Annotated in this window: 21 protein-coding genes; all 21 read left to right on the forward strand. The window is 70.4% G+C overall.

Going from position 1 to position 22,509, the window contains the following annotated elements:
• The first annotated feature begins 133 nt into the window (after nt 1-133).
• Nucleotides 134-544 carry a DUF3040 domain-containing protein gene (locus INT51_RS05660; protein ID WP_193104234.1) on the forward strand — a complete coding sequence of 137 codons (411 nt, stop codon included), beginning with the start codon at nt 134-136 and terminating at the stop codon, nt 542-544.
• Nucleotides 545-1,195: 651 nt separating this feature from the next.
• Nucleotides 1,196-1,627, forward strand: a complete 432-nt coding sequence (gene mraZ, locus INT51_RS05665; protein WP_193104235.1) for a division/cell wall cluster transcriptional repressor MraZ — start codon at nt 1,196-1,198, stop codon at nt 1,625-1,627.
• Between the two features lie 198 nt (nt 1,628-1,825).
• Nucleotides 1,826-2,821: a 16S rRNA (cytosine(1402)-N(4))-methyltransferase RsmH gene (gene rsmH / locus INT51_RS05670; protein WP_193104236.1), complete on the forward strand. Its 996-nt coding sequence runs from the start codon at nt 1,826-1,828 to the stop codon at nt 2,819-2,821.
• A 1-nt stretch (nt 2,822) separates the two neighbouring features.
• A complete protein-coding gene (locus INT51_RS05675; protein WP_193104237.1) occupies nt 2,823-3,341 on the forward strand; it encodes a hypothetical protein in 519 nt (172 codons plus the stop codon).
• Between the two features lie 116 nt (nt 3,342-3,457).
• Nucleotides 3,458-5,149: a penicillin-binding protein 2 gene (locus tag INT51_RS05680; protein WP_226832003.1), complete on the forward strand. Its 1,692-nt coding sequence runs from the start codon at nt 3,458-3,460 to the stop codon at nt 5,147-5,149.
• Nucleotides 5,150-5,156: 7 nt separating this feature from the next.
• Nucleotides 5,157-6,728 carry a UDP-N-acetylmuramoyl-L-alanyl-D-glutamate--2,6-diaminopimelate ligase gene (locus tag INT51_RS05685; protein ID WP_193104239.1) on the forward strand — a complete coding sequence of 524 codons (1,572 nt, stop codon included), beginning with the start codon at nt 5,157-5,159 and terminating at the stop codon, nt 6,726-6,728.
• Between the two features lie 2 nt (nt 6,729-6,730).
• Nucleotides 6,731-8,203: a UDP-N-acetylmuramoyl-tripeptide--D-alanyl-D-alanine ligase gene (gene murF, locus INT51_RS05690; RefSeq protein ID WP_193104240.1), complete on the forward strand. Its 1,473-nt coding sequence runs from the start codon at nt 6,731-6,733 to the stop codon at nt 8,201-8,203.
• Nucleotides 8,200-9,300 (forward strand): phospho-N-acetylmuramoyl-pentapeptide-transferase, encoded by a 1,101-nt coding sequence (gene mraY / locus INT51_RS05695; RefSeq protein ID WP_193104241.1) that lies wholly within the window; start codon nt 8,200-8,202, stop codon nt 9,298-9,300. Before murF ends, mraY begins: the two co-directional genes overlap by 4 nt.
• Nucleotides 9,297-10,820 (forward strand): UDP-N-acetylmuramoyl-L-alanine--D-glutamate ligase, encoded by a 1,524-nt coding sequence (gene murD / locus INT51_RS05700; protein ID WP_193104242.1) that lies wholly within the window; start codon nt 9,297-9,299, stop codon nt 10,818-10,820. Before mraY ends, murD begins: the two co-directional genes overlap by 4 nt.
• A complete protein-coding gene (gene ftsW, locus INT51_RS05705) occupies nt 10,817-12,292 on the forward strand; it encodes a putative lipid II flippase FtsW (RefSeq protein ID WP_193104243.1) in 1,476 nt (491 codons plus the stop codon). The genes murD and ftsW overlap by 4 nt, the downstream gene beginning before the upstream one ends.
• A complete protein-coding gene (gene murG / locus INT51_RS05710; protein ID WP_193104244.1) occupies nt 12,289-13,419 on the forward strand; it encodes an undecaprenyldiphospho-muramoylpentapeptide beta-N-acetylglucosaminyltransferase in 1,131 nt (376 codons plus the stop codon). The genes ftsW and murG overlap by 4 nt, the downstream gene beginning before the upstream one ends.
• Complete coding sequence (murC, locus tag INT51_RS05715; RefSeq protein ID WP_193104245.1) at nt 13,416-14,951, forward strand: UDP-N-acetylmuramate--L-alanine ligase; 1,536 nt, start codon at nt 13,416-13,418, stop codon at nt 14,949-14,951. The genes murG and murC overlap by 4 nt, the downstream gene beginning before the upstream one ends.
• On the forward strand, nt 14,951-15,949 hold the full coding sequence (locus tag INT51_RS05720; RefSeq protein ID WP_193104246.1) for a cell division protein FtsQ/DivIB: 999 nt from the start codon (nt 14,951-14,953) through the stop codon (nt 15,947-15,949). The genes murC and INT51_RS05720 overlap by 1 nt, the downstream gene beginning before the upstream one ends.
• A gap of 216 nt (nt 15,950-16,165) precedes the next feature.
• Nucleotides 16,166-17,539 carry a cell division protein FtsZ gene (ftsZ, locus tag INT51_RS05725; RefSeq protein WP_193104247.1) on the forward strand — a complete coding sequence of 458 codons (1,374 nt, stop codon included), beginning with the start codon at nt 16,166-16,168 and terminating at the stop codon, nt 17,537-17,539.
• On the forward strand, nt 17,536-18,270 hold the full coding sequence (pgeF, locus tag INT51_RS05730) for a peptidoglycan editing factor PgeF (RefSeq protein ID WP_193104248.1): 735 nt from the start codon (nt 17,536-17,538) through the stop codon (nt 18,268-18,270). Before ftsZ ends, pgeF begins: the two co-directional genes overlap by 4 nt.
• 159 nt (nt 18,271-18,429) lie before the next feature.
• A complete protein-coding gene (locus INT51_RS05735; protein ID WP_193104249.1) occupies nt 18,430-18,915 on the forward strand; it encodes a cell division protein SepF in 486 nt (161 codons plus the stop codon).
• 8 nt (nt 18,916-18,923) lie between these two features.
• Nucleotides 18,924-19,214: a YggT family protein gene (locus INT51_RS05740; protein ID WP_193104250.1), complete on the forward strand. Its 291-nt coding sequence runs from the start codon at nt 18,924-18,926 to the stop codon at nt 19,212-19,214.
• A gap of 107 nt (nt 19,215-19,321) precedes the next feature.
• Complete coding sequence (locus tag INT51_RS05745) at nt 19,322-20,023, forward strand: DivIVA domain-containing protein (RefSeq protein WP_193104251.1); 702 nt, start codon at nt 19,322-19,324, stop codon at nt 20,021-20,023.
• A gap of 86 nt (nt 20,024-20,109) precedes the next feature.
• On the forward strand, nt 20,110-20,685 hold the full coding sequence (lspA, locus tag INT51_RS05750) for a signal peptidase II (protein ID WP_226832004.1): 576 nt from the start codon (nt 20,110-20,112) through the stop codon (nt 20,683-20,685).
• Entirely contained in the window at nt 20,682-21,608 is a 927-nt protein-coding gene (locus tag INT51_RS05755) for an RluA family pseudouridine synthase (RefSeq protein WP_193104253.1), read from the forward strand. Before lspA ends, INT51_RS05755 begins: the two co-directional genes overlap by 4 nt.
• Nucleotides 21,609-21,633: 25 nt before the next feature.
• The gene (locus tag INT51_RS05760) at nt 21,634-22,368 is read left to right on the forward strand and encodes a hypothetical protein (protein ID WP_193104254.1); all 735 of its coding nucleotides are present in this window, start codon (nt 21,634-21,636) and stop codon (nt 22,366-22,368) included.
• Nucleotides 22,369-22,509: the final 141 nt, after the last annotated feature.

Raw genomic sequence — 22,509 nt, forward strand, 5'->3', positions numbered from 1 at the left:
ATGCGCATCGGCGAGTGTTCCCATTACTCAGGAACTGGCTCTAAACTGGGTGAACCGCCGACGAGGGCTCCGCACCACGACCGGCGGAAGTCGCCGACCAGGCGCGAGAGGACCGGGGACAAGGAGCGGGACCATGCCGCTGTCTGAACACGAGCAGAAGATGCTCGACGAGATGGAACGTCAGCTCTTCGCTGACGACCCACGCCTCGCACGGGCATTTGCACCGACCAAGAATTCGCGACGCAGTGGTCGTCGCATCGCCATCGGCCTGGGCGGTGTCATCGTCGGGCTCGGAATTCTGGTCCTGGCTGTGTCGCTGCCGGCCGTCTGGCTCGGAGTGATCGCCTTCCTCGGCATGCTCGCCGGTGCCGTGTACGCGGTGACGACGCCCAGTTCTGCCTCGCAGAACAATCCGCCGGGCTCCGACGGCGGCGGCGGTGGGAGCGCCGGACCGACCACCCCTCGCGACGACAAGGGCGGCACCTTCATGCGCAAATTGGAAGAGCGCTGGGAGAAGCGCTCCGGGGACGATCCCCGACTCTGATCCGCCCCGGCCGCCGTTGCGCGTCCCACGAAGAACTCCCCGAAGCCCCAGCTCCTGCGAGCTGGGGCTTCGTCGTGTCCTGGAGCTGCGTGACGCGAACTCGAACGCCCAGCTCCCCGCGGCCACTGAGACCCGATGGCAGCCCAGTTGAGGCCCGCCTGCGACCCGGCTGAGGCCCGACTGCGTCCCGACTGAAACCCGCCTGCGACCCGGCGGTGGCCCGGTCGCGCCCTGAGCTGACCCCGGGGCCCCGGTCCGACCGGACGGTTCGGAGGCTGTCCTCGGGCACGGATTGCGCCTGCTCCCCCTGATTCCCCACATCCCTCCACCGGTTCCCTCCCTTTCCCTCCACCCGCTGTCCGGCGGATGCTCGGCGAACCGGTGCATCGCTCTGACCTGCAAGACCGCGGCGCGATGCGGATTCAGTCCTTCCCGCTCCGCGCGCCGCTGCGCGCAGAATCAGCCACATCGACGCGCCGTCGACGAGAATCCCCCCACCTCACACCACGTCCCTGACCTGCGCCTATGGAGGCAATCGTGCGCAGATGGGGATTCTGGTAGCGAGATGTGGGGAGTAGTGGGGTAAAGTGGAGCGCGTTGGGAGGAGATGGGTTTCGGATCGCGAGTCTCGGCGAGTGAAGGAGGGCCTGCATGTTCCTCGGCACCTTCACGCCCAAGCTCGACGAGAAGGGGCGCCTGATCTTCCCGGCGAAGTTCCGCGACGAGCTCGCCTCGGGACTGGTCATGACTCGTGGGCAGGAGCACTGCATCGCTGTGTATCCGCTGGTCGAGTTCCGCCAGAAGCTCGAGGAGGCCCGTCGGGCGCCCACCACCGATCGGCGCACCCGCGACTACCTGCGCGTGCTGCTGTCCGGCGCGGAGGACGTCATCCCGGACAAGCAGGGCCGCATCACCATCCCGGGCCATCTGCGGGGCTACGCAGACCTGGACCGGGAATGCGCCGTCATCGGCGCACTCGATCGACTCGAGATCTGGTCGCTCCCGGCGTGGGAGACCTATCTCGAACAGAAGGAAGAAGGCTTCGCCGAGACCTCCGAGGAGGTGGTTCCCGGCCTGTTCTGAGCTCGGCTCGACGGACTTCCGTCCTGTGAGACCTCTCGTCGTTCCCGCCCCGATGCATCTTCCCCGGTGGCGGGTCGGGAACGACGGGGAATCTGACAGGACGGCACCGCGGCCAGGAGGCGGAGCCGAGGGGGCCGGCGCGATCCGGTCGTCAGGAACAGAACGAACAGCACACACAGGACGCAGGGGAGGGGTGACATGGACGAGATGCAGAGCGACCTGCCGGCGCAGAACCGGCACGTCCCCGTACTGCTGGCCACCTCGGTCGAGCTCCTGGCCCCCGCGTTGCAGCAGCCCGGCGCGATCTATGTCGATGCCACGCTCGGCATGGCCGGCCACGCCGCAGCCGTTCTGCACGCCGCACCCCAGGCCCGTCTCATCGGCATCGACCGCGATCCCCAGGCGCTCGACCTCGCCCGGCGCCGGCTCGAGCAGGAGGGCGTCGCAGACCGCGCCACGCTGGTCCACGCCACCTATGACCAGATCGCCGACGTGCTCGAGGACCGCGATCTTCCCGGCGCCCACGGCGTGATGATGGACCTGGGCCTGTCCAGCTTCCAGATCGACACCACCGAGCGCGGCTTCTCCTACTCGGTCGACGCCCCGCTGGATATGCGGATGGACACCGCCTCGGACGGTCCCACCGCCGCCGACCTCCTTCAGCAGCTCCCCGAGGCAGAGATCGCCCGGATCCTCCACGACCTCGGAGACGAGCGTTTCGCCCGTCGTATCGCCCGTCGCATCGTCGAACAGCGCGCGAGCGCGCCCATCACGCGCAGCGGTGAACTCGTCGAGCTGTTGGACCGTGCGATCCCCGCGGCATCGAAGGCCAGCGGCGGACATCCCGCCAAGCGCACCTTCCAGGCGCTGCGGATCGCCGTCAACGAGGAGCTCGAAATCCTCGCCTCCGCGATCGAAGCCGCCCTGGACTGCCTTCACGTCGGCGGCCGCATCGTGGTGGAGTCCTACCACTCCGGCGAGGACCGCCTGGTCAAGACGGCCTTCTCGCGTCGCACCAGATCCTCGGCTCCGCCCGGACTCCCGGTCGAGCTCGAGCAGCACCGCCCGACCTTCACCCCGCTCGTGCGCGGCGCCCTCCAGGCCGACGAGGCCGAGCGAGGCACCAATTCCCGTGCCGCATCGGTCCGATTGCGCGCACTGACCCGTACCCGACTCGCCGAGAGAGCTCACTGATATGGCCAGCACGTCAGCCGTTCACGCCCCCGCGGTCCGTCCCGTCCGCGGTCCGAAGACGACCACGACGGCGCGGCCGCGCCTGACCGTCGTCGCCGCGCCGAAGACCGCCGGCAGCTCGATGCCGTTCACCATCCTGTGCACCCTGATCGTCGCGACGACCCTGGCTGCCCTGCTGTTCCTGAACATCCAGATGTCCGACACGAGCTACGAGATCACCCGGCTCCAGAACCAGTCGCAGCGTCTGAGCGAGGAGAAACAGGCTCTCGTCGAGACCAATGAGCGCCTGGGGACCCCGCAGGAGCTCGAGCGCCAAGCACGGGAGATCGGCATGGTCCCGGTCACGGATCCGGCCTACATCGACCTCGACACGGGCGAGGTCATCGGTGAGACGTCCCCCGCGGCGCAGACTGAAGTCAATCCGGAGCTCGCGGAGGTGCCCGCTGAGGTCGCCGTCCCGCCGGCCGAGATCTACGACGAGCCCACGACCTACCACGGCATGGGCAACGAGGGGGCCTGACCATGGCGCGGTCACGCACGACCCGATCGACCGGGAGTTCCCGCAACCCCCGCAGCGGCGCATCCCGCCCCCGCGTCCCGCAGGCACGCGTCGGGGCTCCGGCCATCCGTCATCGCTTGCTGATCTGCCTGATCATGGTGGCCGTGCTGATGCTCTCCGGGCGCCTGGTCTGGGTGCAGGGCCTGGATGCGAGCGCGCGCGCCCAGGAGGCCATCGAGCAGCGCACGGTGACCCGCACCATCCCGGCCCTGCGCGGAGACATCCTCGACCGCGACGGCACCACCATGGCCAGTTCCGTCGAGCGCTACGACCTGTGGGTGAACCAGCTGCAGATCGATCAGTACCGGCAGAACTCCACGACGGAGGAGGTCACCGGGATCGACGCGGCCGCCCAGGAGCTTGCCCCGGTGCTCGGCTGGTCCGTTTCGGACACCAAGAAGGCACTGACCGGTGATCGCGGGTTCCTCTACCTGCAGAAGAACGTCGACCCCAAGGTGCGCGACGCCGTCATCGCCCTGAAGATCCCGGGCATCGGCGCCGATCGCGTCGCCGACCGCATCTACCCGTCAGGCTCCGTGGGCGGCAACATCCTCGGCTTCGTCGGCGGCGACGGCAGTGCCCTGGCCGGCACCGAGTACTCCTTCGACGACGCACTGAGCGGCACCGACGGCAAGACCACCTACGAGCGGGGCGCGGGCGGCCAGATCATCCCCACCGGCCAGCAGCAGACCACCCCGGCGGTCGACGGCAGCGACCTGGTCCTGACCATCGACCGTGACCTGCAGTGGAAGGCGCAGCAGATCGTCGCCGGCGCCGTCGACAAATGGGGTGCCACCGGCGGCAGCGCCGTGGCCATGAACGCCCGCACCGGAGAGGTGCTCGCCCTGGCGGAGTACCCGAGCTACGATCCCAACGACCCCGGAGCCAGCGGGAACGAGTACCTCGGCAACCGATCCATCTCCAACGTCTTCGAGCCCGGTTCCACGGGCAAGCTGTTCACCATCGCCTCCGCCCTCGAAGAGGGGACGGCGACCCCGGACTCGCAGTACGAGATCCCCTACGAGATGTACTTCGAGGGGGAGCGGATCAAGGACTCCCACCAGCACCCCGATGAGCGGCTCACCCTCGCCGGCGTGCTGAAGAACAGCTCGAACGTCGGCACCGTGCAGATCTCCGAGGAGCTCGACCCGCAGGTCCGCTACGACTACCTGCGTGCCTTCGGGCTCGGGGAGCCCACCGGCGTGCAGCTGCCCGGCGAATCCTCCGGCACCGTGCACCCGGCCGAGGACTGGACCGGCCGTACCCGCTACACGACGGCCTTCGGGCAGGGGTACAACGTCAACGCTCTGCAGATGGTCTCCGCCGTGGGCACCTTCGCGAACGACGGCGTGCGCGTCCAGCCCTCGCTGGTGGCCGGAACCCGGGGGGAGGACGGCACGGTGCGTCCGCTCGGCCAGCCCGAGAGCACTCGTGTGATCTCCTCCGAGACCGCGGCGACCATGCGCGGCCTGATGGACAACGACATCGACGAGGAGACCTCGAGCGCGGCCGTCACCGGATATGCGACGGCCGGCAAGACCGGCACCGCCCAGGTCTCCGATGGCACCTATACCGCCTCCTTCATCGGCTTCGCCCCGGCGGATGATCCGGAGATCGTCGTCGGAGTGTTCATCTTCGGCCTGGACACCTTCATCTCCGGCAGCAAGGCGGCCGCCCCGGCGTTCTCCGAACTGACGACCTTCACCCTGCAGAACCAGGGCATCGCACCGACCGGCGTCGCCGGCCGCGAGTACGAGAACGAGTGGTGACCCCCCGGTGAGCGTCCCCCATGCCTCCGCCCCCGAACCTGCCCGCCCCCGTCGCCCTCTCGGGGCGAGCGCAGCAGCCCTTGCCACAGTCCTCGGCACGGCCGCCCCACAGGTGGATCTGCACCTGAGCGGGGTCACCCTGGACTCCCGCGGCGTCCAGCCCGGAGACCTGTGGTGCGCCCTGCCGGGAGCCCACGCGCACGGCGCGGACTTCGCCGCCCAGGCCCACGCCCAGGGCGCCGTCCTGGCGCTGACCGACCCGACGGGGGAGCAGCGCTGCCGTGACGCGGGCCTGGCCGTCCTCGTGGTCCAGGATCCGCGCGGCGCCACGGCGACCGCCGCGGCCCTGGTCCAGGGCCGTCCCGCCGAGCGTCTGCGCTCCATCGGCGTGACCGGCACCAACGGAAAGACCTCCGTCACCACCGTCATTACCCGGGTGCTCGATGCCCTCGCCGTGCCGGCCGGGGTCATCGGCACCAGCGGCACCGGATACCGCGATGCGGCAGGGACCGACCACGCCATCGCCACCGTGCGCACCACCCCCGAAGCTCCCGAGCTGCACGGGATCCTCGCCCGCATGGTCGAGGACCAGGTGCAGGTGGCCTCGATGGAGGTGTCCAGTCACGCCCTCGTGCTGCGTCGCGCCGACGAGGTCGTCTTCGACGTCGCCTGCTTCACCAACCTCAGTCAGGACCATCTCGACTTCCACGGCACCATGGAGGCGTACTACGAGGCCAAGCGGCAGCTGTTCACCCCCGAGCATTCGGCCCGCGGCATCATCTGCCTCGACGACGAGTGGGGCCGGCGCCTGGCCCGCGAGGCGACGGTCCCGGTGACCACCTATGCCACCGTGCCCGGGGCGGGCGCGGACCACACCGCCCACGAGATCCGTGCCGAGGGCTACGGCAGCACCTTCCTCGTGCAGGGCCCGGAGGGCACCCGCGCCCTGCACGCCGCGCTGCCCGGCCGCCACTACGTCGCCAACACCCTCGCCGCCGAGCTCCTGCTCGCCGCGATCGGACATGACGGCTGCGACGTCACGCGCGCGCTAGGCGAGGCCGGCACGGTCCCCGGGCGCATGGAGCTCGTCACCCGCGCTCCGATCCGCGGCGTCGTGGACTTCTCCCACACCGCCGATGCCCTCGAGCAGGCGCTGACCTCTCTGCGGGCGGTGCCCGGCACACGACGCGTGATCGTCGTCATGGGAGCCGGCGGTGACCGCGACCGCGGCAAGCGGCCCGCGATGGGCGAGGTCGCCGGTCGGCTCGCGGACGTGGTGATCGTCACGGACGACAACCCCCGCTCCGAGGACCCCGCCGAAATCCGTCGCGCCGTGCGCGCCGGCATTCCGGAGGCGACGAACGCGCAGGTCCACGAGGTGGACGGCCGAGGCGCAGCAATCGATCTCGCCGCCCGCCTGGCCGACGTGTCCGACACCATCCTCGTGGCCGGCAAGGGCGCCGAGACCGGACAGCAGATCGGGGATATCGTCCATCCGTTCGATGACCGCCTCCGACTGCGCGACGCGCTGAGAGCGAGCGGCGGCACGGGCGCCGACGACACGGACGGAGAACGCTGACCATGCTGCAGATCACTGCACGGGAGATCGCTGGCCTCATCGGCGGCCGCCTGGTGGGCGGAGCCACCGGCGAGGAGCTCGTCACCGGAACGGCCCGGATCGACTCGCGAGACGTCCTCGCGGGCGACCTCTTCGCGGCCTTCGTCGGCGAGCACGCCGATGGCCACGACTACGTCGCCACCGCCCGCAGGGCCGGGGCAGCACTATCCCTCGTCTCCCGCGATCTCGGAGCCCCTGCTGTGCTGGTCGACGACGTGCGCGGCGCACTCTGGGACCTCGCCCGGGCGCAGCTTGCGCAGGCGCGTCAGCACAACTCCGGCCTGGTCGTCTTCGCGATCACCGGCAGTGCCGGCAAGACCGGCGCGAAGGATCTGCTCGGCACGATCCTGAGAGCCCAGGGAGAGACGATCGCTCCCGTCGGCAGCTTCAACAACGAGCTCGGCCTCCCGCTGACCGTGCTGCGCGTGAACGCCGCGACCCGCTACCTCGTGCTCGAGATGGGGGCGCGCGGGATCGGCCACATCGCCCAGCTCACCGATATCGCCCGCCCCGATGTGTCCCTCGTGCTCAACGTCGGCAGCGCGCATCTCGGAGAATTCGGCAGCGCCGACGCGATCGCCCAGGCCAAGGGCGAACTGGTCGACGCCCTCGAGCCCACCGGTCGCGCGATCCTGAACGCCGAGGACCGCCTGGTGGCCGCCATGGGCACCCGCAGCGCAGCCCCTGTCGTGACCTGGGGGTTCACCACCGGGGATCTCCGCGGCGAGGACCTCGATCTGGATGACGACGCCCGCGTGAGCTTCACTCTCGCCGTCCCCGAGGGACTGACCACACTGCAGGGTGCGGCCATCCCCGCCGGACGCTTCCCCGTGCGCCCGGACCTGCTCGGTGAGCACCAGGGCGGCAACGTCCTGGCCGCTCTCGCCGCAGCCTTGAGCGCAGGAGTGGACCCCGCTGCCGCGACCTCCGCCCTCGACGGCGCGAAGCTCGCCTCGGGGCAGAGGATGGAAGCGCTGCGCGCGCACGACGTGCTGATCATCAACGACGCCTACAACGCGAACCCCGACTCGATGCGCCAGGCACTGAAGACCCTCGCCCATCTCGGCCGCGGCCACCGCACCATCGCCGTCCTCGGCGAGATGCTCGAGATGGGTCCGGACTCCATCCGTCTGCACGACGAGATCGGCCGCCTCGCGGTGCGCCTGAACATCTCCCAGCTGTACGTGGTCGGTGACGGCGCGGCCCCCATCCATCACGGTGCGAGCCTCGAAGGCAGCTTCGGCGGTGAATCGGAGTACGTCGACACCGTCGACGAGGTGATCGCTGTGCTAGAACGTACGGTGGCGCCCGGCGACGTGGTGCTGCTGAAGTCGTCCCGGGATGCTGGGCTCCGGCAGATCGCCGGCCCGCTGGTCGCGCACCTGGAACGACGTGAGCGACCCGATGCCCGGGCAGACGGAGGAGACGACGCATGATCGCGATCATCATCGCGGGAGCGACCGCCCTCCTGCTGTCCATCCTGGGCACGCCGCTGTTCATCAAGCTGCTGGTCAAGAAGAGCTACGGCCAGTTCGTCCGGGACGACGGACCCACCTCGCACGCCACCAAGCGCGGCACGCCCACGATGGGCGGCGTGGCCATCATCCTGACCACCATCCTCGGCTACGCGCTCTCCCACCTGCTCCTGTGGACCGCCCCCAGCGTCTCCGTGCTGCTGGTGCTGTTCCTGATGGTTGGTCTCGGGTTCGTCGGCTTCCTCGACGACTACCTGAAGATCGCCCAGCAGCGCAGCCTCGGTCTGAGCGCCCGCGCAAAGCTCCTCGGCCAGTTCATCGTCGCGACCGCCTTCGCCGTGCTCGCCCTGCTCTTCCCCGACGGCAACGGCAACACCCCGGCGTCGACGCAGATCTCCTTCGTGCGGGACATCGAGTGGCTCGACCTCGCGTTCGCCGGTTCCGTCGTCGGCTTCATCCTCTTCGCGATCTGGGCGAACTTCCTGGTCGCCGCGTGGTCCAACGGTGTGAACCTCACCGATGGCCTCGACGGCCTGGCCAGCGGCGCCACCATCATCTTCACGGCGACCTACCTGGTCATCTCCTTCTGGCAGTGGCGCCAGGTGTGCAACGTCGACCTGGACGCCGGGGGAGTCGTGCACTGCTACGACGCCCGCGACCCGCTGGACACCGCCGTGCTGTGCGCCGCGATCATCGGGGCCTGCGTCGGCTTCCTGTGGTGGAACACCTCTCCCGCGAAGATCTTCATGGGGGACACCGGCTCGCTCGCTCTCGGCGGCGCGATCGCGGGCCTGACCATCGTCTCGCGCACGGAAGTCCTCGGCGCCATCATCGGCGGCCTGTTCGTGATCATCTCGCTGTCGGTGATCATCCAGGTCGGCAGCTTCAAGCTCACCGGGAAACGGGTGTTCCGCATGGCTCCGCTGCAGCATCACTTCGAGCTCAAAGGCTGGAACGAGGTCACCATCGTGGTGCGGTTCTGGATAGTCACCGGCATCCTCGCCGGTCTCGGCCTGGGCATCTTCTACCTCGACGCTCTGCCGAGGCTCACCTCATGACCACCGCCAAGGCCCCGGCCCACTCCGCTCGCACGGACGTCGAGCAGCTGCCCTGGCCCGGGCTCGACGTCGCCGGACTGCGGATCCTGGTCGCAGGATTCGGCATCTCCGGATACGCCGTCGCCGATCAGACCATGCAGCGCGGCGCCCATGTGCTCGTGGTCGACGGCTCCGACACCCCCGAGATCCGCGAACGCACCCAGATCCTCGAGGTGCTCGGGGTCGAGGTGCGACTGGGCCCGGAGCACACCCGGTCCCTCCCTGCGGACCGCGAGGTCGACCTCGTCGTCACCTCACCCGGCTGGCGCCCCAGCCAGCCGCTGCTGGCCGCTGCGGCCGCCGCCGGGATCCCGGTGTGGAGCGAGATCGAGCTGGCCCGCCGAATGCAGGCCGCGGACGGTCCCGCCTGGCTCGCCGTCACCGGCACCAACGGCAAGACCACCACCGTCACCATGCTCGAGTCGATCCTGCAGCACGCCGGGCTGCGAGCGGTCGCCTGCGGCAACGTCGGCCTGCCGGTGATCGAGGCGGCCCTGGACCCCGAGGGCTTCGAGGTGCTCGCGATCGAGCTCTCCAGCTTCCAGCTGCACTGGACGGAGCACCTGGACTGCGAGGCCGCGGCGGTCCTCAACGTGAGCGCCGACCACCTGGATTGGCACGGCGGCGCCGAGGCGTACGCACGCGCCAAGGGCCGCATCTTCGACGGCGTCCGCGCCGCGTGCATCTACAACGTCGCCGACGAGACCACGCTGCGCCTGGTCGAGGACGCAGACGTGGTCGAGGGTGCCCGCGCCGTCGGCATCTCGCTCTCCTCGCCCGATCTCTCCGAGGTCGGCGTGGTCGAGGGCATGCTGGTGGACCGTGCCTTCCTCACCGAGCGCCGCACCGCCGCCGCCGAGCTCGCCACCCTCGGCGACCTCGCCCACCTGGGTCCGCAGGGCGCCGGCCCGCATATCCTGCTCGATGCACTGGCCGCCGCTGCCCTGGCGCGGGCGCACGGTGTCCCGGCGCATGCCGTCCGCGACGGGCTGCGGGCCTATCACGTGGGCAGTCATCGCGCCCAGCAGATCGCGACCCTCGACGACATCGCCTTCGTCGACGACACCAAGGCCACCAACCCCGCTGCCGCGGCCGCCTCCCTCCGCGCCGCCGAGCGGGTCGTCTGGATCGCCGGCGGCGACACCAAGGGCGCGGATCTGGATGCGCTCGTCGCCTCGGTCCAGGACCGTCTGGTCGGCGTCGTCCTGCTGGGCGTGGACGCGGCGCCGTTCACCTCCGCGCTGGCACGACACGCCCCCGAGGTCCCCGTCCGTCGGATCGATCCGGGCGACACTGACGATGTCGCCGGGCGCTCCCGACTCATGGAGGACGCGGTGCAGGCCGCACGCTCCCTCGCCTCCGCGGGGGACGTCGTACTGCTGGCACCTGCCGCCGCCTCCATCGACCAGTTCCGTGACTATGCGGAGCGGGGGGATCTGTTCGCGGCGGCCGTCACCCGACTGCCAGGAGCGAGCACATGACGACCGAGGAGACCCGCCGGGATGCGCGCAGGTCCACCGGCGTCGTCCGCCCCGACGAGGAGCAGCCGCTCGGCAACATCGGCACCCGGGTGCGCGATGGCGTCGGCAGCTGGCTGAAGTCCCCCGCCCTGGATTTCTACGCCCTGATCGTCATCGGTGCACTGCTGGTCAGCGTGGGCCTGGTGATGGTGCTCTCCTCCTCGGCGGTGATCAACATCTCGCGGGGGAACTCGGGCTTCGCCGGGCTGTTCCGCCAGGGCACCTTCGCCGCCATGGGTCTCGGGCTGCTGGTGGTCGCCGCGTGCCTCCCACCCAGCTTCTATCGCAGGGCGGCGTGGCCGCTGCTCGGACTCGGACTCGCCCTGCAGTGCCTGGTGTTCGTGCCCGGGCTGGGCGTGGCGGTGGACGGCAACCAGAACTGGATCCGTATCGCGGGTCAGACCCTCCAGCCCTCGGAGTTCCTCAAGCTCGCGCTCGCGGTATGGCTGGGAGCGCTCCTGGCCACCAAGAGATCGCTCCTGCACAGGCCCGGGCATCTGCTGTTCCCCCTGGTGCCGGGAGCCCTCCTCGCCCTGGGGCTGGTCATGCTCGGCCACGACCTCGGAACCATGATGATCATGGCCATGCTCGTCGCGGGTGCGGTGTGGGTCGCCGGTGTCCCGAGGCGCTGGTTCTTGGTGGTCGGCGCCGCCGGTCTGGTCGGGGTGTTCGCCCTGACGATCACGAGTGCGAACCGCATGGCGCGCATCGGGAACTGGTTCCACGGGGTCTGCGAAGGGGATTCCTGCTACCAGGCCGATCAGGGTCTCATGGGCCTGGCCGAGGGCGGCTGGTGGGGCGTCGGCCTCGGTGAGTCCCGCCAGAAGTGGGGACGCCTGCCCGCTGCGGAGGACGACTACATCTTCGCGATCATCGGCGAGGAGCTCGGTCTGATCGGGACCCTGGGTGTGCTCGCCCTGTTCGCCGTCCTCGCCCTGGTCATGTTCCGCATGATCACCCGGATCGATGACCATTTCATGCAGATCACCGTCGCCGGCATCAGCGCCTGGCTGCTCGGCCAGGCCTTCGTGAACATGATGGTGGTCACGGGGCTCCTTCCCGTGATCGGTGTGCCGTTGCCCTTCATCTCCTCGGGCGGCTCCGCCCTGCTCGCCTCCATGGCGGCGCTCGGCGTGCTGATTTCCTTCGCGCGCCGGGAACCCGGCGCCCCCGAGGCGATCAGCGCCCGCATCGGCTCGGTCCGACGCTCGATCAGCGTGCTGCCTGCCCCACGCGACGCGACCGGTCCGGCACAGAAGGCCCGAAAGACTCAGAAGGCTCAGAAGGCTCAGAAGGCTCAGAAGGCTCAGAAGACCCAGAAGACCCAGAAGGCTCAGAAGGCTCAGAAGACCCAGAAGTCCAGCAAGCCGTCGACGACGACCCGACGCAGCTCGACCGGCCGAACCACTTCCTCCTCGCGAAGGACCCGATGACCACGTCCACCCCGCCCCGCATCCTTCTGGCAGGGGGCGGCAGCGCCGGCCACGTGTCTCCGCTGCTCGCCACCGCCGCACAGATCAGCCGTCGTGCCCCCGGCGCCGAAGTGCTCATCCTGGGGACCCCGGACGGCCTGGAGGCGGACCTCGTGCCCGCGGCCGGCTACGAACTGCTGACCATCGAGAAGGTCCCGTTCCCGCGCCGGCCCGACAGCGCGGCCCTGCGCTTCCCGCTGAGGTTCGCCGGCACGCTCCGCGAGGTGCGCTCGATCCTGCGTGACCGCGAGATCGATGTCGTCGCCGGCTTCGGCGGATACGTCTGCCCGCCGGCCTACCTCGCGGCCTTCTCGGCACGGTCGCCCGTGGTGGTGCACGAGGCGAACCGACGACCGGGCCTGGCGAACCGGCTCGGCTCACGCCGCGCGGCCGCGGTGCTCACCGCTTTCGACGCCTCCAGCCTGCCCGGAGCCCGCCGGATCGGGATGCCGATGCGCGATGGCATCGCCCACCTGGATCGCGGTGCCCGTCGCCGTGAGGCGCTGGCGGGCTTCGGACTCGATCCCGCCCGTCCGGTGCTGCTGGCCACCGGTGGATCCCTGGGCGCCCAACGGATGAACGCCGCCGTCGCCGAAGCCGCCGAGAGCTTCACCGAGGCCGGGGCCCAGATCCTCCATGTCACCGGCCGCGGCAAGGCCGAGGGCCTCCGCAGCCACCCCGGGTACTGCGTGGTCGAGTACGTCAGCGCCATGGAGGACGCCTACGCCGCCGCCGATCTCGCCCTGACCCGCTCCGGGGCCGGCACCGTCTGCGAGCTGACCGCCGTCGGTCTGCCCGCCGTCCTGGTCCCGCTGCCGATCGGCAACGGCGAACAGGCGCTCAATGGTCAGGACGTCGTGGCCGCTGGTGGTGCGCTGATGGTGGCCGATGCCGACCTCGACGCCACCTACCTGCGCACCCAGGTGCTGCCGCTGCTCCAGGATCCAGCTCGCCGGGAGTCGATGGCCGACGCGGCCCGAACCTTCGGGATCAGCGACGCCGCCGAGGTGATGGCCGACATCGTGACCGGAGTCGCACGCCGAGGCCGACCCGATCGCGGCGACCAGCCGACTACGGTGGCCCCATGAGCTCCGCTGCAGCCCCGGCCGGCCCGTCCGAGCAGCGCGTGCCGCGGACGATCCTGCGGCCCGGAGACGTCATCACCCGCAGCGCCTGGCCCACAGACCGTGAGGTCCGCTCGCTCCACGTGATCCGCATCGGCGGCGCAGGAATGTCCGCTGTCGGCCGCCTCGCACTGGAGGCCGGTCTGGCCGTGAGCGGGTCCGACTCGCAGGACGGGCAGTTCATCGCACCGCTGCGCGCGGCCGGCGCTCGCATCGGGATCGGCTTCGACGCTGCGCTGCTGGCCGACGACGTCGACGTGGTGGTGGTCTCCACGGCGGTCCGGGCCGATAATCCCGAGGTGATCGCAGCCCAGGAGCGGGGGGTCCCCGTCGTCCACCGCGCCGCGGCGCTCGCCGGTCTGCTCGGCGGGCGTGACCAGGTCGCCGTGGCCGGCACGCACGGGAAGACCTCCACGACCGGCCTGGCCGTCACGGCGCTGCGCGGCGCCGGACTGGACCCCGCCTGGGCCCTCGGTGCCGCCGTCCCGGATCTGGGACGCAATGCCGGTTTCGGAGCCGACCCGGCGATCGCTGTCGCGGGGGCAGAGGCCGCCGGGGGCATCGCGGTGATCGAGGCCGACGAGTCCGACGGCTCCTTCCTCGCCTTCAGTCCCCGAGCGCTCGTGGTCACCAACCTCGAACCTGATCACCTCGACTTCCACGGTGACGCCGAGACCCTCACCGCCGGCTTCGACGCACTGACCGAGCAGATCGCCCCCGGCGGTCAGCTCGTGGTGTGCGCGGATGACCCCGGCGCTCGCGACCTGGGCCGGAGAGCGGCGCAGCGCGGAGTCCTCGTGAGCACCTACGGCACTGGTGCCGACGCCGACTGGCAGATCCTCTCCGAGCGCGGAGGTGCCGGGGGCGTGGAGATCGAGCTCAGGACCCCTCGGGGCCACCTGACCGCGCAGCTCTCCGTCGCCGGCCACCACAACGTGCTCAACGCCCTCGGCGCTCTGGCGGCCACCAGCGCCGCCGCACCGGAGGTCGAGGTCGCAGCACTCGCCGCAGGCCTGGCCGCCTTCACCGGCGCCTCGCGACGCTTCGACGTCGCCGGAGTCGCCGGGGGCGTGACCGTCGTCGACGACTACGCCCACCACCCCCGGGAGGTCTCGGCGATCATCGCCGCGGCGCGAGGCATCACCGAGGCGCAGTCCAGCGGTGGCCGGGTGCTGGTCGTCTTCCAGCCGCACCTGTTCTCCCGCACCAGGGATTTCGCCCATGACTTCGCTGCGGCGCTCGCGACCGCGGACCACGCCTGGGTGATGCCGGTCTACGCGGCCCGGGAGGACCCGGACCCGAGCACCGATGCCCGCACCATCACCGACCACGCCCCGGGGGAGAACGTGCATCCCCTGGTCGACGGCGACCAGGTCGCGACCCGGGTCCGCGACGCAGCGCGCCCCGGCGACCTGGTGCTCATGCTCGGCGCCGGCGATATCGTCGAGACCACGCCCGCCGTGATGGCGGTCCTGGACGCTCCGCAGGACGCCTGATGGCTCGCCGCCCTTCGACCCCGCACCCGACCCCTCGACGCCGTTCGCCGGCCCCGCCGCGCCGGAGCGCACCGGCGCTGCGAAGCACGGGCTCCCCTGCGTCGACCTCGCCGGCCAGCCCGGCTCCGTCCCCTCGCCCCGAGCAGTCGCAGCCGTCGACTGCGCGCTCCACGCGCACACGGAGCGCCGCTGTCGGTCGCCCGGACCCGGCCTCCGCGGTCGCTGCTGCGGCCGCGCCCGATGCCGACGAGGGCGGCCGCATCGTCCAGGCCGCCGGCCGTTTCCGCGCGCTGGTCTCCGGGCGACCCTGGCGTCGACGCCGGCGCGCGATCATCGCGGGCGCCATGGCGATAGTGCTCGTGCTCGTCGCAGGGCTCATCACCGCGATCTTCCTGCCGTCCCTCCAACTCCAGCAGGTCACCGTCGCGGGCCTCGGCTACGTCGAGGAGGAGACGGTGCGGGAATCCGTCGAGCAGTACCGCGGCGACAGCGTGGTGCTGCTGCCGACCTCCGGTATCGCCGAAGACGTCGGGGCCGTTCCTGGTGTGCACAGCGTCGAGGTGGAGCGGGACTGGCCTGACGGCGTCCGCGTCACGGTGACCGAGGAGCCCCCGGTCGCACTGCTGACCAAGACCGATGGGACCACTTCCGTGGTCGATGCCCAGGGTCAGGAGCTGCCCGCCGCGGCAGGGGAGGGCGCGAGCCTGGTGCCGCTGGCCGTCGACGACGGCTCCGCGGATCCCGAGGGCGCCGCCACCGCCATGAGCGAGGTCCTCGCGAGCGTGCCCGATCAACTGCGCGGATCCGTGCAGGAGGTGGCCGCCTCGAGCGCGAGCGACGTGCGACTGGTCCTCGGCCTCGAGGACGGCGGCACCAAGAGCGTCGTGTGGGGAGACTCCGACGACGCGGAGCTCAAGGCCGAGGTGGTCCAGGCTCTCATCGCGGAGCCCGGGACCGAGATCGACGTCTCTTCTCCGGTCGCCCCCGTCACTCGGTGAGGCCCCGAAGCCCTCGGCAGTGAACCTTTCCACCGTGGGAGGGCGACACGCGCCCTTGGTGTTTGCGTGCGAGAGCCTGCGTCCCTAGCGTCAAAGGAAAGAAGAGGTGCCCCGAAGTCCAAACCTCGAGTCGAGGTTGAGGGTTTCGGTAGTCCGTGACCAGGCGCGACGCAGTCCCTTCTTCGCAGCTGAACCACAAGAGCAAGGACCCAAATCGTGGCCGGAACCCAGATCTCCCTAGCAGTCATCAAGGTCGTCGGCGTCGGCGGTGGAGGTGTCAACGCTGTCAATCGCATGATCGAGTCCGGCCTGAAGGGCGTCGAGTTCATCGCGATCAACACCGACGCGCAGGCACTGCTGATGTCCGACGCGGACGTCAAGCTCGACGTCGGCAAGGAGATCACCCGTGGTCTCGGCGCCGGTGCCGATCCCGAGGTCGGCAAGCGCGCCACCGAGGACCACGCCGAGGAGATCGAAGAGGTCCTCCGCGGTGCGGACATGGTCTTCGTGACCGCCGGCGAAGGCGGCGGCACCGGCACCGGCGGTGCCCCCGTGGTCGCCAAGATCGCCCGCAGCCTCGGCGCGCTGACCATCGGCGTGGTCACCCGCCCCTTCACCTTCGAGGGCCGCCGCCGCTCCACGCAGGCCGAGTCCGGCATCGCCGGCCTCCAGGCCGAGGTGGACACCCTCATCGTCATCCCGAACGATCGCCTGCTGTCCATCGCGGACAAGCAGGTCTCCATGCTGGACGCCTTCAAGTCCGCGGACCAGGTGCTGCTCTCCGGTGTCCAGGGCATCACGGACCTGATCACCACCCCGGGCCTGATCAACCTCGACTTCGCCGACGTGAAGTCGGTCATGCAGGGTGCTGGCAGTGCGCTCATGGGTATCGGCTCCGCCCGGGGTGAGGACCGCGCTCTGCAGGCCGCCGAGCTCGCGGTCTCCAGCCCGCTGCTGGAGGCCTCGATCGATGGCGCCTACGGTGTGCTGCTGTCCATCCAGGGCGGCAGCGACCTGGGCCTGTACGAGGTCTCCGAGGCGGCCCGTCTGGTCCAGGAGGCCGCTCACCCGGACGCGAACATCATCTTCGGTTCGGTCATCGACGACGCCCTGGGCGACGAGGTGCGGGTGACCGTCATCGCCGCCGGCTTCGAGAGCGGCGGCCCGTCCCCGCTCCAGGAGCCCCCGCGTCAGGCCGCCCGCCCGGAGCCGATCCCGGCTCCGCGCGCCTCTTCCCAGGAGCACCGCTCGACGAGCGGCAGCACGCAGCCGCGTCCGGTCGGTGCGGGCGCGGGTGCTTCCGGGGCCCCCGGGGCCTGGGGCCTGCCGCAGCAGACCTTCTCGCCGTCCCGCCAGGGCTCGACCGAGCCGGAGACGGAGGTGCTCGAGTCCACCGAGGCCGACCAGGAGCAGTACCAGCAGGGTCAGCAGGGTCAGCCCGGCCAGCAGGGCTGGAATGCGCCGCAGCAGGCGCAGAACCCGCCGCAGCCCGCCCCCCGCGCTCCGGAGCAGGAGCCCGCCCGGCCCCCGCACATCGAGGAGCCGCCGTCCGACGATGACGATCTCGACCTGCCGTCGTTCCTGAAGTGACATCGGATCTCCCAGCACGGGCCTCGCGACTTCGCGGGGCCCGCGCCCTGTTCACGGGGCGCGCTGGGGGAGTGGGTGCAGGCGACTTCGCGGCACTCAACCTCGCGCGCCACGTCGGCGACGACGAGCCGGACGTCGAGCGCAACCGAGAGCTGGTCGCGGAGGAGATCGGCGTCCCCCTGGTGTTCGTCGAGCAGGTCCATTCGGCGACAGTGCACGTTCTGCCCGCGACCGGGCAGGTCCCCGTCGTGACGGCGGATGCCATGGTCACCGATCGCTCGGACCTCGCGCTCGCGATCATGGTCGCGGACTGCCTGCCGGTGCTGCTGTCGGAGGCGAGCGCAGGGCTGATCGCCGTCGCCCACGCCGGTCGTGCTGGTCTGCTCGGAGGAGTCCTCGAGAACACCGTGCGCGCGATGGTCGAGCTCGGGGCCCGTCCGGCGGATCTGACCGCGAGCATCGGGCCGTCGATCTGCGGTGCCTGCTACGAGGTGCCGGAGACCATGCGTGAGGAGGCCGCGGCCCTGCTGCCCGCCACCTGGGCCCGCACCCGTCGAGGGACGCCCGCACTGGACCTGCGCGCCGGAGCGGTCGGCGTGCTGGAGGCCGCCGGGATCGCGAGGGCCTCGATCGACACCGACCATCCCTGCACTTTCGAGGACGAGAACTGCTTCTCCTACCGCCGCCAGGGGCGGACCGGACGGTTCGCAGGAGTGATCCGGCGGCACTGATCTGGGGCGCCGTGCCCCACGACACGGGTGGCGACACGCCGACGGCCTCCCGGAGTCCCGGAAAACCCTGCGGTACTTTCAAGGAACAAGGGCTCTCGCGCACTCCCCGTGCTTCCCCGGAGCCCAGGTCAGCGTGTACAACAATCTGGGAGATCTGCGATGGGTAACTGGCGCAATGCCATGGTCGCACTCGGCCTCGCCAACGAGGTCGATGACGAATACTACGAGGACGAGCGGGTCCGTCAGGACGACGCCGCCCCGGCTCGCCGCACCGAGCGCGGCCCCGAGCCCGCACCCGAACGGGAGGCCCAGGTGACCCCGATCCGTCAGCGATCCAACGTCGTGGCCATGGCCCCGGCAGTGGAGGAGTCGATGCACCGCATCACCACCATCCATCCGCGTTCCTACAACGACGCGAAGGCGATCGGTGAATCCTTCCGTGACGGTGTCCCCGTCATCGTGAACCTCTCCGACATGCAGGACGGCGATGCGAAGCGCATGGTCGACTTCTGCGCCGGACTCGTCTTCGGTCTGCGCGGCAGCATCGAGCGGGTCACCTCCAAGGTCTTCCTGCTCTCACCGGAGTTCGTCCAGGTCGACGGAGACACCTCTGCCGACGAGGGCAGCTTCTACAACCAGAGCTGAGCGATTCCGTGCAGATTATCGCAGGAGTGCTGTACCTCGCAGTACTGCTGTACCTGATCGTGCTCATCGCGCGCTTGGTGCTCGAGTGGATCCAGTCCTACGCGCGGGAGTTCCGCCCGAGCGGGCTCGTCCTGGTGCTGTTCGAGGTCGTCTACACGCTGACCGACCCGCCGGTGAAAGGTCTGCGGCGCTTGATCCCGCCGCTCCGCCTGGGACCTGTGGTCCTCGACCTGAGCCTGATGATCCTGCTCGTCGTCGGCTGGATCCTGCTCGCCGTGCTGTCCTCCTTCGCACGCTGACGCCGCGCGACCTCCACCAGCCGTCGTGGGCGACTCCCGACATCCGCTAGGCTGTCGACACCGCGCTCCACGCGCACCACGACCCCAGATTGACGAGAAGGTGACCCATGGCTCTGATGCCCGATGACCTGCTGTCCAAGCGGTTCACGCCGGTCCGGTTCTCCGAGGGCTATGACATGGACGAGGTGGACAACTACCTCGACAACGACATTCTGCCGCGCCTCCAAGAGCTGATCGACGAGAACAACCGACTGACCAAGGAGCTCGAGGAGGCGCACAACCGTCTCGCCGAGTTCGAGTCCGCACCGGCAGCGTCGACCGAGGCTCCTGCGGCCGAGGACGATGTCGAGACGGACATCGTCGACGAGACCCCGATCTCCGCGGCCGCTGTGCCGGAGGCCGACGCGACGGCGCCCCAGGCCGTCGTCGAAGAGGCCCCCGCCGACGAGACCGCTGCGGCGACGCCGACCGCGGCCGAGCAGTCGACCCCGGACCAGTCCGCTGCCGGCATCATCGCCCTGGCGAACCGTCTGCACGACGAGTACGTCAAGAACGGCGAGGACGAGCGCGACCGCCTCATCACCGATGCCAACGACGAGCACAAGCGCATCGTCGGCGAGGCGGAGGAGACCTCCCGCTCCACGCTGGCCGATCTCGAGACCAAGAAGGCCGAGCTCGACAAGACGATCGAGGGCCTGCGCACGTTCGAGCGCGACTACCGCAACCGTCTGCGCAACTACCTCGAGAACCAGCTCCGCGATCTCGACACGAGCGAGACGCAGGACAAGCAGGCGAACTTCGGTCTGTGAATCACGCTGATCCCACGCCGACGAGCGCCGGGCCCACGGGGTCCGGCGCTCGTCGCCGTCTGAGCCGAGGAGCCGTTCTCGGCGGTATGGGCGTTGTCGGTGTCGTGCTCGCCGTCGCCGACCAGGTCACCAAGAACTGGGCGGAGGCGAACCTGCCCGAGCTCGACCCGCAGCCCTTCATCGGGGAGCTCCTGCAGTTCACGCTGCTCTACAACTCCGGGGCGGCCTGGGGGATGGGCGCCGAGATCACTCCTGTGGTCACGTGCCTGCAGATCGCCATCGTGATCGGCGTGATCGTCTTCGCCGTCAAGGCGGTCCGGTCTCCCTGGTACACCCTCGCGCTCGGGCTGATCCTGGGGGGCGCGCTCGGCAACATCCATGACCGTCTGCTGCGCCCGCCCGGGCCGTTCCACGGTGCGGTCGTGGACTTCCTGGAACTGCCGAACTGGCCGGTCTTCAACGTCGCGGACATGGCCGTGGTCGGCGGGGCGATCCTCATCGTGCTGCTCGGCGTGATCGGCCACGCGTCGGATCCTGCTGTGGCCGAGGCCGAGGAGCGCGCGAAGGCCGAAGGCATCGCCGACGAGGAGACGGAACGCCCTGCGGATCCTGAGGCCGGAACCGGCCGCGAGCCCGCCCGCGACCCGAAGGACCCCCGTTGAGCGCTTCCCGCACCCTGATGGTCCCTGACGGACTGGCCGGAGAGCGCGTGGACGTCGGCATCTCGCGGATGCTGGGCCTGTCCCGCACCCGGGCCGCGGAGCTCATCGATGCCGGTCTGGTCGAGGTCGACGGCCAGCCGCCGGCCCGCTCCACCCGTCTGGAGCCCGGGGTGATGCTCACCGTCGAGCTGCCGGACGAGAAGCCGGCCTCCCAGGTGCGTCCGCAGATCGCTGCGGGCATGAGCCTCGTGCATCAGGATGACGACATCGTGGTGATCGACAAACCCGTCGGGGTCGCCGCGCACCCCAGTCCTGGATGGTCCGGTCCCACGGTGCTGGGACACCTGGCCGCCGCCGGTGTGAGCATCCGGACCACCGGCGACCCCGACCGGCAGGGCATCGTGAGTCGTCTGGACGTCGGCACCAGCGGGCTGATGGTCGTCGCCCGGACCGAGCGCGCGTACACCACGCTCAAGGACGCCTTCCGTGCCCGAGAGGTCGGCAAGATCTATCACGCGGTCTGCCAGGGGACTCCGGACCAGCCCGAGGGCACCATCGAGTCCCCGATCGGCCGCTCACCGAACCATGACTACAAGTTCGCGGTGCGCCGTGACGGCAAGCATTCGGTGACGCACTACGAGACGCTCGAGGCGCTGCAGGGCGCGACGCTGCTGCGCGTGCGCCTGGAGACGGGCCGCACCCATCAGATCCGCGTGCACCTGGCAGCCCTGCATCACCCGTTGGTGGGAGATCCTCTGTACGGCGCGGACCCGACTCTGGCGGCGAAGGTGGGGCTGATCCGCCAGTGGCTGCACGCCATGGAGCTCACCTTCATCCACCCGGCCACCGGGCACGAGGTCACCTTCATCTCGCAGTACCCCCACGACCTGCATGAGTCGCTGGAGTCGCTGCGCGCGCCCTGACCGCTGCAGCGACTACCGTCGAGGCATGAGCGACGAGCAGACCACAGCCCTGACCCCGACGCGGGATGCGGCCCTGGCCCGACCCGACTTCCCCTTCGCTCGGGTCGCACGGCGGCTCGGCATCGATCCTGCCGGTGCCGAGATCGCGCTGCGCGACGACGACCGGGCGCGTGCGGCGATCGCCGAGGCCTCCCGCGCCTACCTGGACGCCGACGATGCTCGTCGCGCGGGGCGTGCTCCCACCACGGCGGTCGCCCTGGACCCGGACTTCCCGACCGGCGTGGGCATGGCACTGGTCGGGGCAGCGGTGCTCTGGGATTCCCGGGACCTGGTGCCCCGCATCGCACTGCGCGTCGCCAAGGACCACTACGAGGATGGCGCCGACGAACTCTCGGCGAGCTACATCGCCCCGGTCCAGGAATCGGTGGACCCGGGCGTGAGCAGCCAGGACGACGCCTCCGCGTGGGCCGCGCAATCACTGCTGGTCTCCGTGCTGCAACGCTCCGGCAGCCCTGCCCAGGCCGACGAGATCGCCCGGGACCTCGCCGCGCACGCGGTCCCGATCGACCTGTGGCGTGATGATGACCCGACGCTGCCGGACGATTCGATGTCCTGGCACGGGGGCGCCTTCGTCGGCGGGATCCCACCGCGCCGAGATGAACGCAGCCTCAGCTACGAGGACGTCCACGACTACATGAACTCGCTGCTGGCCGACATGCGCCGCGAGCGGGAGGCCGAGGGCGAGGCCGTCGCTGACTGAGCCGCGTCATCGAGGGCAGGATCGGCCGGGCTCCGGCGGCGACCACCGATCCCATCCTGGCCGTCCGCGGCGAGGGTGCCGGCCCCCGCCGAGCGGGCACGCTATTCCCGACACGCCCGACCCGCCGGGGTGACCTCCCCG

This window comes from Brachybacterium sp. FME24 (genome assembly GCF_014897705.1).
Taxonomy (GTDB): domain Bacteria; phylum Actinomycetota; class Actinomycetes; order Actinomycetales; family Dermabacteraceae; genus Brachybacterium.